This is a genomic window from Izhakiella capsodis (assembly GCF_900115045.1).
Lineage (GTDB): Bacteria > Pseudomonadota > Gammaproteobacteria > Enterobacterales > Enterobacteriaceae > Izhakiella > Izhakiella capsodis.
In genome coordinates, this window is the sequence record NZ_FOVC01000015.1 from 43,374 (window position 1) to 60,031 (window position 16,658).

Annotated in this window: 12 protein-coding genes and 1 pseudogene; 7 read left to right on the forward strand and 6 right to left on the reverse strand. The window is 46.4% G+C overall.

The features are described from left to right. Window positions 1-6 precede the first annotated feature (6 nt). Window positions 7-612, reverse strand: a complete 606-nt coding sequence (locus BM191_RS15485) for a DUF2913 family protein (RefSeq protein ID WP_092879845.1) — start codon at window positions 610-612, stop codon at window positions 7-9. Window positions 613-778: 166 nt separating this feature from the next. Between BM191_RS15485 and BM191_RS15490 the strand changes: the two genes are divergently transcribed. From BM191_RS15490 to repA (BM191_RS15505), 4 genes are all read left to right on the forward strand, one after another. Next, a complete protein-coding gene (locus BM191_RS15490) occupies window positions 779-1,342 on the forward strand; it encodes a phospholipase D family nuclease (RefSeq protein WP_407927890.1) in 564 nt (187 codons plus the stop codon). A gap of 146 nt (window positions 1,343-1,488) precedes the next feature. Then, the gene (repA, locus tag BM191_RS15495; protein ID WP_092879848.1) at window positions 1,489-1,734 is read left to right on the forward strand and encodes a replication regulatory protein RepA; all 246 of its coding nucleotides are present in this window, start codon (window positions 1,489-1,491) and stop codon (window positions 1,732-1,734) included. Between the two features lie 242 nt (window positions 1,735-1,976). Further along, on the forward strand, window positions 1,977-2,051 hold the full coding sequence (tap, locus tag BM191_RS15500) for a RepA leader peptide Tap (protein ID WP_100208657.1): 75 nt from the start codon (window positions 1,977-1,979) through the stop codon (window positions 2,049-2,051). After that, on the forward strand, window positions 2,044-2,907 hold the full coding sequence (gene repA, locus BM191_RS15505; protein WP_092879854.1) for an incFII family plasmid replication initiator RepA: 864 nt from the start codon (window positions 2,044-2,046) through the stop codon (window positions 2,905-2,907). Before tap ends, repA (BM191_RS15505) begins: the two co-directional genes overlap by 8 nt. A 961-nt stretch (window positions 2,908-3,868) precedes the next feature. On the opposite strand, the gene BM191_RS15510 is transcribed toward repA (BM191_RS15505), so the two are convergent. Further along, window positions 3,869-4,708, reverse strand: coding sequence for a sugar phosphate isomerase/epimerase family protein (locus BM191_RS15510; protein ID WP_092879857.1), 840 nt, complete (start codon window positions 4,706-4,708; stop codon window positions 3,869-3,871). Between the two features lie 208 nt (window positions 4,709-4,916). On the opposite strand from BM191_RS15510, the pseudogene BM191_RS15515 reads away from it, so the two are divergent. Then, a pseudogene (locus BM191_RS15515) lies at window positions 4,917-5,144 on the forward strand (DDE-type integrase/transposase/recombinase); the annotation flags it as partial. Between the two features lie 225 nt (window positions 5,145-5,369). On the opposite strand, the gene BM191_RS15520 reads toward BM191_RS15515, so the two are convergent. The 4 genes from BM191_RS15520 to BM191_RS15535 all read right to left on the reverse strand — a co-directional run bounded on the left by BM191_RS15520 (window position 5,370) and on the right by BM191_RS15535 (window position 13,612). After that, window positions 5,370-9,518, reverse strand: coding sequence for a hypothetical protein (locus BM191_RS15520; RefSeq protein ID WP_143088848.1), 4,149 nt, complete (start codon window positions 9,516-9,518; stop codon window positions 5,370-5,372). 309 nt (window positions 9,519-9,827) lie between these two features. After that, entirely contained in the window at window positions 9,828-10,103 is a 276-nt protein-coding gene (locus BM191_RS15525; protein WP_092879863.1) for a type II toxin-antitoxin system RelE/ParE family toxin, read from the reverse strand. Then, a complete protein-coding gene (locus BM191_RS15530; RefSeq protein WP_092879867.1) occupies window positions 10,103-10,381 on the reverse strand; it encodes a CopG family ribbon-helix-helix protein in 279 nt (92 codons plus the stop codon). Before BM191_RS15530 ends, BM191_RS15525 begins: the two co-directional genes overlap by 1 nt. A 243-nt stretch (window positions 10,382-10,624) precedes the next feature. After that, window positions 10,625-13,612, reverse strand: coding sequence for a Tn3 family transposase (locus tag BM191_RS15535; RefSeq protein ID WP_092879870.1), 2,988 nt, complete (start codon window positions 13,610-13,612; stop codon window positions 10,625-10,627). 167 nt (window positions 13,613-13,779) lie between these two features. Here BM191_RS15535 and BM191_RS15540 point away from each other — a divergent pair, with 167 nt between their 5' ends. Together BM191_RS15540 and BM191_RS15545 are read left to right on the forward strand one after the other, a co-directional pair. Further along, window positions 13,780-14,415 carry a recombinase family protein gene (locus BM191_RS15540; RefSeq protein ID WP_092879873.1) on the forward strand — a complete coding sequence of 212 codons (636 nt, stop codon included), beginning with the start codon at window positions 13,780-13,782 and terminating at the stop codon, window positions 14,413-14,415. 30 nt (window positions 14,416-14,445) lie between these two features. Beyond that, window positions 14,446-16,272 (forward strand): AAA family ATPase, encoded by a 1,827-nt coding sequence (locus tag BM191_RS15545; protein WP_092879876.1) that lies wholly within the window; start codon window positions 14,446-14,448, stop codon window positions 16,270-16,272. Window positions 16,273-16,658 lie beyond the last annotated feature (386 nt).

A 16,658-nucleotide genomic window follows, 5' to 3' on the forward strand; every position in this document is an offset into this window, starting at 1 on the left:
CGGTTGCTATGCCTTTTCCGGCAGCAGCCGGATAACGGAAAAGCCTTCCTCATCAGGTCGCTGCTCTGCGCGAAGATGGCATTGCTCAAGTAACGGAAATACGCCTGAAATATCACCGGTGAAGCGGATCTCCAGCGGTTTAATCAATTCGCCACTGTCACTGAATGCGGGATGGAGTTCTGCTTTCGGGGTATAGACGGCATTGGCCGTTACTGACTCCCTATGATAACTGTGCCATTCCTGGGGTGACAGCAGAAAGTCCCGCCAGTCCATTGTTTTCAGCGTTTCGATAAAAAAAGTAAAGCGGTATAACACGCTTTGCTTAAGCAGTTCGCCCGTACTGGAGCGCCAGATGTACTCCACCTTGCGGTGCAGCCTTGCACCAAAACCGTAGCGTTTCCCCTGGTCAAGAAGCCAGAGGATATCCTGTGCGACGGTGCGAGGGAACAGCTTGCGTTTTTGTGCTGTAGCAAGCCACTGCATGATGAACATGTGTATCTGTAAATCTGTGCGAATTTTGCCCTGTTTCTGTGACAGTTTTATCGCTACCAGTAGGCACCACGCCAGATGCATCAGTTCTTCGGTCGGGCGTTTCTGATAAAAGACGGTCAACCGTACCACTCCATTTTTTTCGACGCACGGGAGAATAGCACATTGTCTCACCGGTAGTGAGCAGGGCTACCGCCTTCGCTGCGCTCAGTTGGTCAACTCCGGAAACGGGTAAAAGCAAGTTTTACCCGCCCCTGGCGTTTCTGTTAAAAATCCAAAAGGAATCATGATGATGCTATTTTCATGCGGAAGACTGGTCAGGGCCAGCTTTCTCTGTCTTCCCCTGCTCTATTCTCTGCCTTTCCCCGCCGACGCGGGGATATCAACGGCTCCGGATATTCAGGTAGGCTTTTCTCCTGAAGGGACAGGCCTACATCTGGTGCTCAATACCATCGATTCCGCACAGCAGAGTATCCGGATGATGGCCTACTCCTTCACCGATCCGGACGTGATGAAAGCGCTTATTGCCGCGCATCAGCGGGGCGTGGATGTAAAAATCGTTATCGACGAGAAAGGCAATCGCAACAAGGCCAGCGTGGCGGCAATGAATCTGATTGTGAATGCCGGTATCCCGCTGAGGACAAACGGTCGCTTCCCTGTACAGCATGATAAAATTTTAATTGTTGATAATCATACGGTCGAGTCAGGGAGTTATAATTTCAGCCGAGCAGGAGCGAGTAAGAATTCGGAGAACGTGGTGGTGATGCGCTTCATGCCCGCCATCGCCAGCCAGTACCTGTCTCACTGGCAGTCCCGCAGGGAAATGGGGACAGACTGGCAATCGACCTACTGATAACGGCGTACAGGTGGCCTCTCAATGACAGGGGTGATCCGTGCGCCAACACAGATCGCCTTTTCGATAAAAGTTAAGTCGCTGATTTACCGATTCTGTAGTATTATCCACGGGACGATCCTTTTTTGATCCTTGGGGAGGCAGAGATGTCGCAAGCCATAAATGCAGCAACTTCCTCATCGAAACGTGCTTACAGAAAAGGTAATCCATTATCTGTGTCTGAACGACAACAAGCACTGATGGAGCGCCGAAAAGAAACCCATAAAGAAATCAAAGTTTACGTTCCAACAGTTCTGAAAGAGCGTTTACAAAACCTGTGTGAAGCTGAAGGCGTTTCTCAGGCAGAAATGATCAGCCGGCTGATTGCTGATACATGCGTCCCACAGAATTGAGAAACGTTATGGGTGAACATTCTTGAGTGCAGAATGAATCGGTGCTAAATTGCTGTTCGATTAAGAATTTTTGGCGGGCCACGCCTTAAGGTGGCAGGGAACTGGTTCTGATGAGGTGTTTATCCGGAGCCAGAAAAAACGAAACCCCGATAATCTTTCCATTCTTGGCGGAAGCAGAAGATTAATCGGGGCCAACTAAAAGCTGCATAGAAGCTGTTGCTCTATGCAGGGAGTATATGCGCATGCTCAGAAAACTGCAATACCTTCTGTGCTACCTGCTCCTTCCGTGCAACATAAGCGCAGGAAGGTGTGGCTGATGTACAGGCTCTGTTCACTCTTTACCGTCAGGTCAAAAATCCGAATCCGGAATTCGCGCCGCGTGAGGACAAAAAGACCCTGCCGTTCTGCCGTAAGCTGATGTCGAAAGCTGAAGGCTTCACGTCCCGTTTTGATTTCTCCATGCACGTTGCGTTTGCGCGTTCGCTGGGTGTACGTCACCGTATGCCACCACTGTTACGCCGCCGTGCCATCGATGCTCTGTTGCAAGGGCTGTGCTTCCACTATGATCCCCTGGCTAACCGCGTCCAGCGCTCCATCACCAATCTGGCCATCGAGTGCGGGCTGGCCACAGAATCGAAAAAAGGCAATCTGTCGATCACCCGCGCCACACGGGCGCTGAAGTTTATGGCTGAGCTTGGGCTGATTACCTACCAGACAGAGTATGATCCGCAGATCGGCTGTAACATTCCAACCGATATTACGTTCACCCCTGCCCTGTTCTCGGCGCTGGATGTTTCTGACGTGGCCGTTGTGGCCGCGAGGCGCAGTCGCGTGGAGTGGGAAAACCAGCAGCGTGAAAAACAGCGTCTTCCCCGGCTGGATATGGACGAACTGATAGCCAAAGCCTGGCGATTCGTGCGTGAGCGGTTCCGGAGCTACCAGTCCGAACGCAAATCTCACGGGCTGAAGCGCGCCCGCGCCCGCCTTGACGCTGCCCGTAACCGCCGCGATATTGAAACTATCGTGAAGCGGCAACTGACGCGTGAAATTGCTGAGGGCCGCTTTACCGGCAACCTGGACGCCGTGCGTCGGGAACAGGCAAGGAGGGTGAAAGAGCGTATGCTGATGTCCCGTGGCAACAACTATACGCGGCTGTCAACGGCCACCACCTGACCCCCTCTCCTTTTATTAATCCGGCTGACCCCGGAGGGTTCTGCACGTCTGTTACTCACCATTGCTTATTATCTGAGCGAACGGGTATGGAGGCCATCCATGATCCCCTCTCTTTTCCGGCAAAACCGTGCTGAAATTTTGTCGCCGGTGCCATCTTTGCCCGATTAATTCAGTTACCCACAAATAACTGCAAGGGAACTTTCCATAAAGCTACAGCCGTTATGCTTGCAGAGCGCCAGCCGCATTGATTTCAAAGTGCGTGGTTTCTTTTAAAAACCTGCTCTGTACTTCTTTTAAATATCTTTTATGTCCTTCATATAAATATATAACCTGTTCGTCGCCTGACCTGTGGACAGGCTCCAGAGAATGCCCGCCCTTGTAGCGGACTACGTCCGCACCGGTTCGGAAACAGCAGATGTACCTCCCGCCACTACGCGGCGGGCATCAGTCAGAGATAAATAGTTACAACATCCAAAATATTTACGCAAAGAGGGGTAGCGGCAGGGTAGCTGCGATAACTGCCAACTAAGTAGTGTCGCTGAAAATATTGCGTGACACGCCCGTAAGCGGCCCTTACGGCCCGCTAACGCGGAGATACGCCCCGACTTCGGCTTTGCCTTGTCGTGACAACTCCGACAGCGCACAGAAACTTCTGTGTCGCTTTAAGTGGATTTGTGTCTGGCAGGGGGAAAGGATGGATTGGTGGAAACTATAAGACTTGTAACCGGCTTCGCCGGGCTACGGCGCCACTCACTTACTGTGCCATATTTAACACCAGCTGGCGCCTCTATGTCGCTTCGCGCCATTCAGTGGACTGGCTGCGCACTGCTCGCCAGTCAGGTTGCATGTGATATAAATATTTATTTTTATAAAGACTTAGGTTGGCTCTCTCCACTTGTGATGCCTTCAACATGCAGTATCTCAATCAAAGCTTCCCTTCTTATTTATGAAAATTGCCGGATTACAGTGAATACTGAGTTTCGTCGCGATAACAGACTGCTTTGAGCGCCCGCATGGCTTTGCGGGCAACTTCGGTGGCGTCCTGCTTTTTAAGCGTATCGTTGAAGACCTCCAATCCAATCGGCCCGGTATATCCCTGCTCTTCCAGATACGTTATCAATGTATTGAGCGGGAATGTGCCTTCGCCAGGCAGGAGACGACTGTGTCGTGCCGAATCGGCCAGATGATCGGCGGAAGGCGTCTCGACCAGATCGGATAACTGCACCATGAAGATTTTTTCCATCGGAATGCCGTTGAGATCTTTCACTGTGCGCTGGCGCGCAAATATATGAAACGCATCGACGACCAGTCCGAGGTTAGGTGCATCGATCCGCTGCACCAGTTGCCAAGCCTCGGCGGTATTGTTAACGGCGGTGCTCCAGGCCATGCCTTCATAAGCAATTCGCAGTCCGCGCCTGCACGCCTGCTGAACCAGCCAGCGCATGTCCTCTTCGATGCGCTCTCTGACACACGCTTTATGCGTGCTGGCAGGTGTCAATACGGTTGTTGCGCCAAGCCTGACCGCCGTATCCAGCATCTGAATGGCTTCCTGGCGTTTTTCCTCGCGAAGGCTATCCGGGGCACCATCGAAATCCAGCAAGACCTGATAGTCAGTCAGCGCAATCGGCAGGGCTTGCAGTAAATCCTTAATTCCTAAGCAATCGCCGTCGGTTGCCTCGACGTCCTGACGCCAGAGTTCAACTTGATCAAATCCGGCGGAGTGAGCGGCACGCAGCTTGTCTTGCGTGCATCCGTTTAAACATACGGTATTGATAAAGAGTTTATTAGCTGATTTTCTCATTAAGGTTTTCACGATGATAGATGATCATACTTAATCATAGACGAGTGCTTGCGGAGGAGGTCAAAATGCCCGCCTGCCGGGGGGCAGTTTGGATATCGAAAATCATTGTACTATAAGGGGTCTGAAGCCCAACCGTACGAAAACGGGCACTGTTGCAAAAATCTGGAGGTGGTGAACTTACTCGCCACTTTTGCTGACGGAGCAGCACATGAACCCATTCAAAGGCCGGCATTTTCAGCGTGATATCAGCTGGTACTGGCGAAACCCTTCCAGGTTCTGCTCCTGGCACATTGATGAAACATACGTGAAGGTCAATGTCCGGTGGGCTTATCTATACCGGGCCGTTGACAGCAGAGGACGCACCATTGATTTTTATCTCTCTTCGCGCCGTAACATCAAAGCAGCATATCGGTTTCTGAGACTCATCCGCTCTTATAGGGGGCGGTTTGGATATACAGGCGCATCTCGCCCAGGTGATCACCGTAATGATAATGAGCGACCCCACCAGGGGAAAATGTGCTGTGCCCGGACGCCGATGGAAACATTACTCAATGGAAAGCACATCTGGGCTGAGAAAGATTTAAGCCATATGCAATCTGACAGACACAGGAATAAGTAATTGGTAACTGTCAGATTAGGTTTAAGCTAATACAACTAACACTTATGAATTACTGAATCTGGACTTAATACCTTCATTGGTCAAAACAACATCGCCACCTCGACGCCAGCTTTCCTTTATAATCGCACCAATATTGCGATAGTACTTATTAAGTTCATCTGAATTATTGATGATACTCCATATCCCACGATCTAGCATCATAATGGGGAATTCACCTGGATTGGCAACCGCCATATTCAATCCACCTTCACCCTCAAATTTATTGTTTATCATATATGTAGGATAATTAACTTGAGCACCATGTTGGAAAACCCGATGGGTGGCAGAATCTATAGTACGTGCATTATCTGTCAACGACACTGCGTTATTTAATATATTAATAAATTCTTTTTCTTCGTTTCCATCTAAAGCAGTTCTTGGTCTGCCTGCATTACTAAATTTGATAATTTCATGAGTGTCATAATCTCCAGTGTAACAGATTTTCTTCCAGCCCTCCTTTTCTTTTAGTGGTCTTAGACTCTCCTCTAATTTTTCTATATCTATAGGATAAATAAAAACTTCATCGCTGATTCTTATTGTATTAATGAATTGAATATTATTAGTTAAATATATCCCCTCGAGTCCATTATCTTTACTCCAATGACCAACTATTCCCTCAATTCCTGCCTCTCGAATTTTTCTCATCACCTCATCTTTATTTTCTGGATAATATTTAATTAATGAACTTTCTTTTATTGTTTTCTCGAGAATAGAGTGAGGTTTGGCAGCGGCTCCTTCATTAAGAGCTATTAAGGTTGGCTTTCCTGCCTTCCTGAAACTGACAGCAAAGTTTTTTGTTACTGAGGCTTGTTCCAGCGCACTCATATGTTTCTCTAAAATATACTCTTCCTTCACTTTTCTGATGACACTCCCCGGAGTATGCCAAGGCAATCCTTTTGGCCATGACACTTCTTTTCTTGCTTCCCATCGGCCCTTTTGATTTAATTTTATTGGAATTGCATGACATCCTCGGCAAATAATATTCTCCATGCGCCAAAAAGATCTCCTTCCATCATACTTAACCTTATGATATACGCCGTCTTGCTTAATAAAATACTCCGATTGAGAGTTAGTATTAAGGGTATATATTTTTTTATATATGCCTGTATTACCTTCGGACAATCTCTTTATTTCTCTTAAGGTAACCTCGTTTGTAACCTTCCATGAGTCATTCAAACAAAACTGAGTTTTAGCAATATTATCCAATGATCTTTTTATTCTATTATACCAACAACTTAGATTAAATTGTTGCAATTCATCTAAATAGATTGAATCATGGGGTAATGGTCTTAACTTTCCATTATTTAATAGATAATATTGACCAAAGCCTTCTCCAGTTTCCGGATCCACGCGCACGTAAATCGGCTCACCGTCAATCTCTCTAATTTTTACGGTGGGAACAATGAGTTCTGAATGTGGAAGTTTGAGCATCTGAATTTCATTTTCTGGCATATCCGGTAAACTTCTCAGATGTCCCGAGGAGGCCATTTTTTCTGCCAAAGCGGCTGTTTTGCTGTCGCCGGAAAGAACTTTGATGACTCTATGGCCAAGTTTTTTACTGATATCCCCTATGAGTTCAAAACCAGGGTCAGCGGACCTCAGCGTATTTTTCCCAAGCGATGCCAGTTCGGAGGTAGTAGGCAACCGGATCTCCCGTACGAGACCTCTGGTCGCGGCCTGAATACCATCCTTGCTCGCTATACTCACACCGCTGCGAAGCCCAAGGGTTAGTCCCCTGCTAAACTTTACGCTGAGTTTTGCTGCTTGGCCGAAAACGGGAATAAATGCAACGACATCAAGAAGACATGCAGGTACGGCCTCCTCCGTTTTTTTAGCTATTACTCCTTCAACACAGTCATGAAAAGGTATTAAATGCTTAGTGATACTCCACACTGTTTGAATTTTAGATTTATCGTTTCCTGCTTCGTATAGTGCATTATATAATTTATCGCGATGAATTTTACTTATTTCGTCTGTTATTATGGTGTTATGTTCTCCCCTACCAATCCAAGCAGCATCATCAATTTCAACTTCAAAGTGAAATCGTTCAAATATGGCATTTTCATCACCCCAGTCAATTTTGCTTAAATTAAGAGGATCACCAAACAATCCATTGGTGAGATATGGTATGATATTCCGATCAACCCTGATAAGTTTATAGCTACCACTCTGATCTTTTTCAGCTATAAGGATATAAATTCTCTCCTCACCATTTAGTTTCACGGCAAAAAGATCTGCTCCCTGTAGATAATACTTAGGTGGCACAAAGCGATCACTCAGTTGATGCATTTGTATATATGCATTTGCAGGATGGATTTCATCTGCTGATTCAATAAATTGTTTTTCATTTTCTGAAAATTTACTTATGGCCGCCTGAATAATGTCCCTATCAACTTCAAGAAAACTGTCAGCGACATAGGCTGTCAGCCTGATGTATTCATTGCCCAAACTATTCGGGGCATTTCTACAGGGTTTATCGATACCATTAAGATAATCCTCCCTGGGTGAATTAATTTGAAAAAAATCTAGTCTTTCTGACCTTTTTTTAATCCGACGTGGTGCGTTTTGGGTTAAAGGATGGCATTCCGAAATAATCTTATCGGCAAGTTTACCTTTACTCATCCAAGCATTGGTTGCTGAAAGATAAATTTTATATTTTTTTTCAAAATCCTTTTTTATTTCGCTGACATCATGATGGTACTGCAGGTATCTGTTTACAATGTCAAAGTCATTAGCGTTCTCGTTTACTTCATGAGATTTCGTTGCGAGATAATAAAGAGCGGGTGGTAAATATAGTCTCATCTCTCTTTCTGAAATTCCCTCTTCTGCAGCTAACGCGCACATTTTCTCACCAGTTAACATAGCTTCATCAAAAGTAAACTTCTTTCCTGTGGTCTCTTTGAGAAAGCGAGCGCCTGCATACAGATTCGCAAATTCATAACCATTTAATGGCATTGTTTTAACCCTGTCGTCACTGAGCGCCAGGAAGGGCATTTCCTCCATCATGAGCTTTTTCCATATTTCACTCAATTCTGTGCGCTCAGCGACCGTCAGCCTGCCAGGATGAAAGCTTCTGGTATCAGGTAACTTGTCCACCGGCAACATCCTCGTGATATCTTCGATAGTATAGACTTTCGATTCATCCTCTTTAATTTTACTTTCAATATATTTTTCAGGACTATTGCGAAGGATATTCTCAAACACCCAGTGACGAATGACATTACTGGCCTGTTCACTGGTAATATCTTCATCCTTTCCCCCACCATACAGACCGCGCCCCGAAAGTATTGCCTGTGCCAGTGATTTCACCCTGTAGTCCTGCTCGATAGATCCTCTTTCGCCCTGAAAGAGATAGTCAGAGGCTAAAAAAAGCATTTTTTCCCTATCGGGCGTTGTGTCGTTTTCTAATAGACCATCGTGGTAAAACAGCGTATTTACATACTGGTTCGCACGATGGAGGTGACTTTTAAAATTGCCTTGTTCGTGTGCTTTCTTATCATATGGGGATGCCGACAGATTATGTCGCCGATGGCGAATCCCATTTGCCGGATGATCATCATAACTAACATAATGCTCCGGAAGCCTCTCCAGACCTGCGCCATAGTCGTCTAATTTTACAAGATCGGGCTGTGCTGATGGAGGCGGCGGTGAGTCAGCCATGGCTCCGGTTGGCGTGTTTCGAATAGTGGAGTACTTATATACAGTGCCCCCCAGAGCGCTCATAGTACTGACCCCGATCAAGGCACGCTTCGGGAGGGCGCCTTTCCATTCATATGGCACGGGGGGGCTAACGAACGTGTGCCTGAGTGCTATCTCCTCCTGTCGTGCCTCCGCTTTGCGGCGCAGAACCTCACCTGTCGCATAAACTTCTGTCGGTGCGGGTTGCTTATCATCGCGGGCATCACCCCCCATATAACCTCTGAAAGAAGTCGGGAGCCAGGACGATACCCGGGAGAAAATACCGCCGGTACGCGTATTTGTGTCACTTTCCACAACAGATAACGTCTGCATGCTGTTATCAACTGACCGCAGGACTGACCGTAGGGATGGATCACTGCTTTCCTGAGCAGGATCATCATTTGCATCATACCTGCTGACAGGATACAGGGGAGCAGAATCGCAGGAAGAATATTTTCTGATGCTATCGGGCATAAACGTATCTCTCGGCATGAGTAGAATAGTTCTTTCGGATGAGGGAAATATTAATAATATTAAAAGGGAATCATATCAGTTAACGCTCATTGGCACTGTAATCTGTCAATTTTCATAGATAAGAAGGGAAGCAATGATTGAGATACTTGAATGTTAAAGGCATAATTAGTGGCGAGGGCCAGCCTAAGTGCTTATAAACATAATTGTTTAGGCACTGTTATCTCCCCATGCCACTATTGTGGCCAGTTGCTCCCAGCGGTGTAAGGTGTTCATCTGAATAGATTTTATCAGCTGATTCGTGAGTCATATTTAGCGATCCTCTCTGGTATGCCAAATGCGCAGCACGTAGATTACTGACTTCTGAATTTCATAGCGGACCTCATACTCTCCAACCAGAAATCGTCTGATTTCTCGGGGCTCGAACTGGAATAATTGCTCCCCAAGACGTGAATTGGTTAACAGGATGGCCGGGGCCTGAGTCAATGCCTGAACTGCTCTTGCAGCAGCAGATTTGTTAGCCAGAGCCAGAAATTCATACAAACGAGCTAAATCTGACAGCGCCTTACTTGTCCATTTAATTTCCATCAACGCGGAACCGGTAATGGTTTGTCGGTTCCAAGGGTGTCAGCCCATGCCTGCACGGCCTGGTGATCGATAACCTGTCCCGAATCCACATCTGCCAGCGCTTCCTGGGTCAGACGGTCTCGCTCCTCTTCCTGGGCTATCCATGCGGAAAGCGCCTGCTTCATGATCCAGCCTCGTGAACGTTCAAGTCTGGCTGCAATTTGATCAACTTTATCAGCTATCGGTAATGGCACATGAGCTGTCAGCACCCGGGTTACTGCCTGCGTATCGTTCTTCATTATTCACTCCGGCTTATACTGGTTTATTTATTATTAATCATAGTTAATCACAATGAGTCAATCAAGTGTAATGGCATATATTCCCGTTTGGTAGTTCTGTTAAAGTATTCCCTCCCGACACGGGGAATTTGCTGCCTGCCTATTATTTTTTCGCTTTGACCGCTGCTGGTTCTGCTTTTCCAGCCAGAAATGCCGCCAGTTGTTCATTATGGGCTCCGTTTGGGAAACGGAAAATATTGTACGTTAAGATGATTTTTTGTACTGACTGACATCAACAGGCCGCAAAGGACGATACTTCCCTTCAGCCAGCTTTTTATTGTTTCGCCAGATATAGTCTCCCGTCAGATTAATGTGCTCCCAGCCCAGCGGAGACAAGTGTGACAACAACTGCTCATTGATATGTATCCCTTTCTTTTTCAGTAGATTAATGGCGTTTTCTATATACACGGTATTCCACAATGTGATCGCGGCGGTGAGCAGCGTAAGTCCACTGGCTCGGTAACTCTGATTTTCCAGACCACGATCCCTTATTTCGCCCAGACGATGCATGAAAACGGCTCTGGCAAGGGCATTACGGGCTTCCCCTTTGTTCAGTCCTGCCTGAACTCTGCGACGTAATGAAGGATCGCGGAACCAGTCCAGCATAAACAGTGTTCGTTCAATGCGACCGATTTCCCTCAGCGCTTTGGCAAGCCCATTCTGTTTCGGATAGCTGGCTAGTTTTTTCAGCATCAGAGAAGCGGTCACGGTTCCCTGCTTTATTGAGGTCCCCAGCCTCAGAATTTCATACCAGTGTGTTTCTATCTCTTTGATATTCAGTGGTGTTGTGGAAATAATTGACTGTAGAGCCGGATATTTATCAACCTTCCCCTGAATAAACAACCGTTTGTCGTGAAGATCCCGGATCCTTGGTGCAAAAGCGAACCTCAGCAGATGCATCAGCGCGAAAACATGTTCCGTGAAGCTTGCCGTATCAGTGTAATGCTCCGTTGTTTCAAGATCACTTTCGTGATACAGCAGGCCATCAAGTACATGGGTGGAGTCACGCACCCGACTAATCACTTTGGTGTAAAACGGGCTGTACTGGTCAGAAATGTGCGTATAAAACTGTACCCCAGGCTCCTGCCCGTACTTCAGATTGACCTGGCCCGCATAGCGGCCATGGCTGCCAACCCGAAAATTCTGGCCGTCAGAAGATGAGGTTGAACCGTCTCCCCACAATGCCGCCAGCGGACGTGACTTCTGGGCATTAACCAGTTCCGCCAGGGCAGCAGAGTAGGTTTCATCTCGGATGTACCATGCCTGCATGTTTTCCAGAGAAGCCCGCGAGGTTCCCGGACAGGACTCTGCCATTTTGCTCAGCCCCAGATTGATGCCGTCCGCCAGGATGGTGGTAAGCAGCAAACGGTTATCCTGCGGGCGGGTTAGCGGGTTCTTAAGATGAGTAAAGTGTCGCGTGAAGGTTGTCCATCGCTCAACTTCGTCAAGTATTTCTGTAATTTTGGGGTGCGGCAGCATGTTGTAAATCAGGTCAGCCAGTGGTGAGACCGTTGAAGGAACACTGTTATCCAGCGGGGTGATCTTTACACCTTTATCTGAAATATCCACATCAGGAAGCTCTCCGGTGGCGGCCATGGTGTTAACTTCCTCTAGGCGGGAGGCCAGAAGCGTCAGCCTCGACTTAAGATAAGCCCCGCATTCTGTTTCAACAGGTAAATTTAGCTGGTTATTATTTAATAACTTTTCGAAATCGTCGCCCGGCATAAGATAATCATCAAAGTTTTTATAGCGCCGGGAACCCCGGACCCAGATATCACCCGCCCGCAGCGCCCCCTTAAGTTCGTTCATTGCGCAAATTTCATAGTATTGCCGATCAATACCAGAGGATGTGATCACCATCTTTTTCCAGCTCTCAGGAATGAAATCCAGCGGTGCCGATGGAGGAACTTTCCTTAGCTGTTTACGGTACATCTCACGGATAGTTTCAAGGGCATCATTAAGCGGTAAGGCGGCAGGAGTGGCCCTCAGTTGCAGGGCTGATAACAGCCGGGAAGAATATTTACGCAGCGTGCTGAATTTTTCAGTAATAAGGTGAAGCGGCTCGAAATTATCCTTGCGTGCAAGAAGCCGGGTTTCCTCCAGGCTGGCGGCGAAATCTTCCCACGGCAATATCCGTTCAACAGCAGACAGTGGATCTTCGCCTGCATTGCGTGCATCCAGGATAGCCTGACCAACGGAAACATACTGACGTAATTTTTGCTGTATCAGCTTGCCCGTTTTCTGAAGACGTTCAGCCTGCTGACGTTTTGCCCGGCTGAACATACTGCCCAGTATACGTTCATGCAGTTCTATAATTTCATCAATAATTGTAGCTCTGGCCTCAGTCAGTACACAGACCATCGTTGCATACCGACGTGCCGGGGAAAAATCAGCCAGATCGCGACTGCTCATTTTGCGGCCTTCACGCGCGAGCTTCAGCAACCGGTTCTGATGCACGGTTCTCTCCACTCCTTCCGGTAGCGCCAGTGCTTCAATGGCGTTAAGGCGGTCTATATGTTGCAGTACATTCTTTCCATTGATCTTTCCCGGAGGCTGAAGCAACCACGTTAAACGAGAGATTTGTTTTTCAGTTGTCACCAGTAGCGCATCAATCGCTGATTTATGCGGGATGCCAAGATGTGCATTCAGCGTGGTATAAACCGCTTTATCACCCAGTGTCATTGTTTCAGCACAGGTACGCTCCACAACATCAATACCAGGAATAATAATTCGCTGTTGGTGCAAATACTTCAGCAGTTCCTCTGCGATAAGTATGCCCCGATCAGTCCTGGTAGACAGAGGGAGCAGATGCCGGATGCATTCTTTCTGAAGTGCCCCATTAAAGGTCTTCAGTTCCAGATACCGATACAGTTCCCCCAGATGCTCGCGCCGGGTGGTATCACGGCCAGAAATATATTCCTGCCAGAGCTCTGCTGAGAGTTTAAGCCGGGCACCGATGATTCTGAGCAATGCTGCGGGTGGAGACGATTTTTTATCCGGGGCAAAGCCGACATTTTTCAGATAACAAAGAAGGACGGCAAAACCAAAACGGCTTGCGGGTTTACGGTGAGCACTGATAAGCACCAGATCATGCTCACTGAAATACGCCATTCGGGTCAGCGCTAACTCGTCATCCGGTAATGCCAGTAATGATTCTCTTTCCGATTGTGAAAGAATTTGCCTCCTTGCCATATAGTTTTCCTCATAAATTATTCGGTGCGGTATTTTTAACAAAAATGCTTATCGCATAAGGGTACACCCTGACGCCATAACCAAAACGTGACGGCACACAACGAATGACATAACCTATATGCGATAGACTAAATGCAATAACCTAAATGCGATGAGATGGTGAAAAAATGTTCATCAGAGCTTATTTAAGGGCATCGACGGAAGATCAGTTCGCCGATAGGGCAAAAGAAATGCTGGAGCAGTTTGTTCGGGAGCGGGGGCATAAAATCGCCAGCTATTACCGGGAGAACATCAGCGGGACAAAACTCGACCGCCCGGAGCTGGGACGCTTACTGATGGACAGTCACCGCAATGATATTTTACTGGTCGAGCAAATTGACCGCCTGACCCGTCTGAGTAACGGCGACTGGATGACGCTTAAAAAGCAGATAGAACAACACGAGCTGCGGATTGTCAGCCTGGATGTGCCCACCTCATGGCAGGCACTGTCAGATAAAGACCCTTCGCAGGCTGACCCAATCACCCGCGCCGTGATAAGCGCCATCAATAATATGCTTATCGATCTGATGGCTGCGATGTCGCATAAGGACTGGCTGAGCCGCCGCCAGCGACAAAAACAGGGGATTGAGCGAGCACATTCACTGGGTAAATACCGTGGTAAACAAGCCGATAGTGAGCGTCACCAGAAAGTACTGTACTACCGTCAGATTAAGAAACTGAGTATTCGAGAAACAGCTGATGCTACAGGATATAGCTGTTCGCAAGTATGTCGAATACAGGCTATATATAAACAAAAAAAATAAACTTTTTAATACACTAAATAAGGACTACACATGCGACTCAAAAAGATTAAGCTCACTAACTTCAGGGGTTACAGAAATACAATAGAAATCCCTGTCGATGAAGCCATGACGGGAATTGTAGGCCGTAATGATTTTGGTAAATCAACCATCCTTGAAGCATTAGCTATATTTTTTGAAATTGATGGGATTAAAGCAGATAAAAATGACATGAACTGCTTTAGCATGGTTAATGGGGAAAATCACTTTGAAATTTCTTGTGAGTTTGATGATTTGCCACCCGTTATACTTATTGATGAGCGAGTGAGTACAACTCTGGCTTCTGAACATCTATTAAACAGTCATGGGTATTTCGAAATTGTAAAAACATTCAAAGCAACAACAACTGGAAAACCAGATAAAACATACATCCGTTGCCAGCACCCTGTAAATGAACCGTTGAACAATTTGCTGGGAATGAAAATATCAGAATTGAGAGTCACAGGAAAAGACGTTGAGAAAAATGTGGAGGATAAGCGAACTGCATCTTTATGGCGACAGGCTATCAGAGATGCTGCTATGCCATATGAATGTGCTGAAATTTTACTTGATGTAGATAAGGGGTTAGGGACAGAAACTAAGTCAATATGGGGGCGAATTCTTGAACAGTTACCAACCTTTGCTCTTTTCAAGGCCGACAGAGAGAGCAGCGATGGTGACTCTGAAGCAAAAAACCCATTACAACAAGCTGTTAAGGATGCTCAGGCTGCATTGCAAGAGAAGATTTCAGCTCTTGAACAAGAAATCCAGGACAGTGTATTAGATGTTGCAGGGAGGACTCTTGATAAACTGCGAGAAATGGCACCAGAGCTTGCGAATGAACTCACTCCACGGTTTAAAGAAAAGCCTAAATGGACATTTAACTTTACACTCGATGGTGAGAATGGAATTCCAATAAATAAAAGGGGAAGTGGTGTAAGGCGACTTATTTTACTTAATTTTTTTAGAGCGGAGGCTGAGAAAGCAGTATCAGGAACCCCGCGCAATGTTATTTACGCTATAGAAGAACCAGAAACATCACAGCACCCCAATTATCAAGTTATGTTGATGAAAGCTTTATTGTCACTTTCAAATCAATCTAATCGTCAAATTATTGTAACCACACACGTCCCAGCTTTAGCTGGATTAATTCCAGTCGAAGGAATTCGTTATGTAACAAAAGATGCAGATGGACAGCCTGTTGTAAAAATGCCAGAAGATGCAGTTCTCAGGGAGGCGACAGAAAGTCTTGGCGTTTTGCCAGAAACCGGCATGGAAAGAGCTAAAGGTATAGTTTTAGTTGAGGGGAAATCAGATGTAACATTCCTTAGGCACGCAGGAAAATGTTTAAAAAAATCCGGGTATATTCCTGTTAGTCTGGAAGATGTAAATATTGTGCCCATACTGATTGGAGGGTGCGGGAGTGTTAAACACTGGGTCACATTAAATCTGGCAAATGACCTTGGATTACCATGGTGCGTTTTTCTTGATTCAGATATTGGAGGTGATCCAGTACAAGTGCTTTCGATAGAGAAAAGAAAGAAGGAAGTAGAACAGGCCGGAAAAATGTTTTTTGCCACACGTAAACGTGAAGTTGAAAATTATCTTTGCCCGGACCTAATAAAAGATGAGACAGGGGTTCAGATTGTTTTCACTGATACATGTGACGCTAAAAACATAATAGGAAAGGCAACCAGCACGAAACCTAACGACGTACTGGACAGGTTCTGGCCCCTAATGACTGCCAAAAAAATCATAACATGCTCTACTTATAGAGATGGTAATGATGACAAAATTGAGCTGATAGAGCTTCTTGAAGGCATTGTTTCATTAGTCGATTGACGTGACCTACGTTGCATAGAGGTGTGTCAGTTAAGCTTCTGTGCAACGTTATTGTGCTCAAAAAACGAGCTTAACGTACAATAATTTTCGATATCCAAACTGACCCCTTATGCTCAAAAACAACATTAGTTTCAGAATGTTGATGGAAGAAAAAATACGACGAGCAGCCGAAACGGGCAACTTATACGTAAAGATTGATGAAATTTACCCGTATATCAACAAATAATAACGGTCATTAATCAGATGAGCTAGTGATGAAGGTTAATATGGTACAGGCCCCCCTGGTGCCGGGCGTTACGCTGACTCACACTGCCAGCAACCGGCACAATCATCCCATCCCTGGCGAGTCTGGTCATTGGTCAGCAGACAGTCAATGACCAGACAGT

Excerpts from the sequence above, each read along its gene's own strand:
- BM191_RS15530 (WP_092879867.1), bottom strand. The coding sequence starts at position 10,381 with ATGAAGAACGATACGCAGGCAGTAACCCGGGTGCTGACAGCTCATGTG.
- repA (WP_092879848.1), top strand. The coding sequence starts at position 1,489 with ATGTCGCAAGCCATAAATGCAGCAACTTCCTCATCGAAACGTGCTTAC.
- BM191_RS15525 (WP_092879863.1), bottom strand. The coding sequence starts at position 10,103 with ATGGAAATTAAATGGACAAGTAAGGCGCTGTCAGATTTAGCTCGTTTG.
- BM191_RS15490 (WP_407927890.1), top strand. The coding sequence starts at position 779 with ATGATGCTATTTTCATGCGGAAGACTGGTCAGGGCCAGCTTTCTCTGT.
- BM191_RS15545 (WP_092879876.1), top strand. The coding sequence starts at position 14,446 with ATGCGACTCAAAAAGATTAAGCTCACTAACTTCAGGGGTTACAGAAAT.
- BM191_RS15540 (WP_092879873.1), top strand. The coding sequence starts at position 13,780 with ATGTTCATCAGAGCTTATTTAAGGGCATCGACGGAAGATCAGTTCGCC.
- BM191_RS15510 (WP_092879857.1), bottom strand. The coding sequence starts at position 4,708 with ATGAGAAAATCAGCTAATAAACTCTTTATCAATACCGTATGTTTAAAC.
- BM191_RS15535 (WP_092879870.1), bottom strand. The coding sequence starts at position 13,612 with ATGGCAAGGAGGCAAATTCTTTCACAATCGGAAAGAGAATCATTACTG.
- BM191_RS15520 (WP_143088848.1), bottom strand. The coding sequence starts at position 9,518 with ATGCCCGATAGCATCAGAAAATATTCTTCCTGCGATTCTGCTCCCCTG.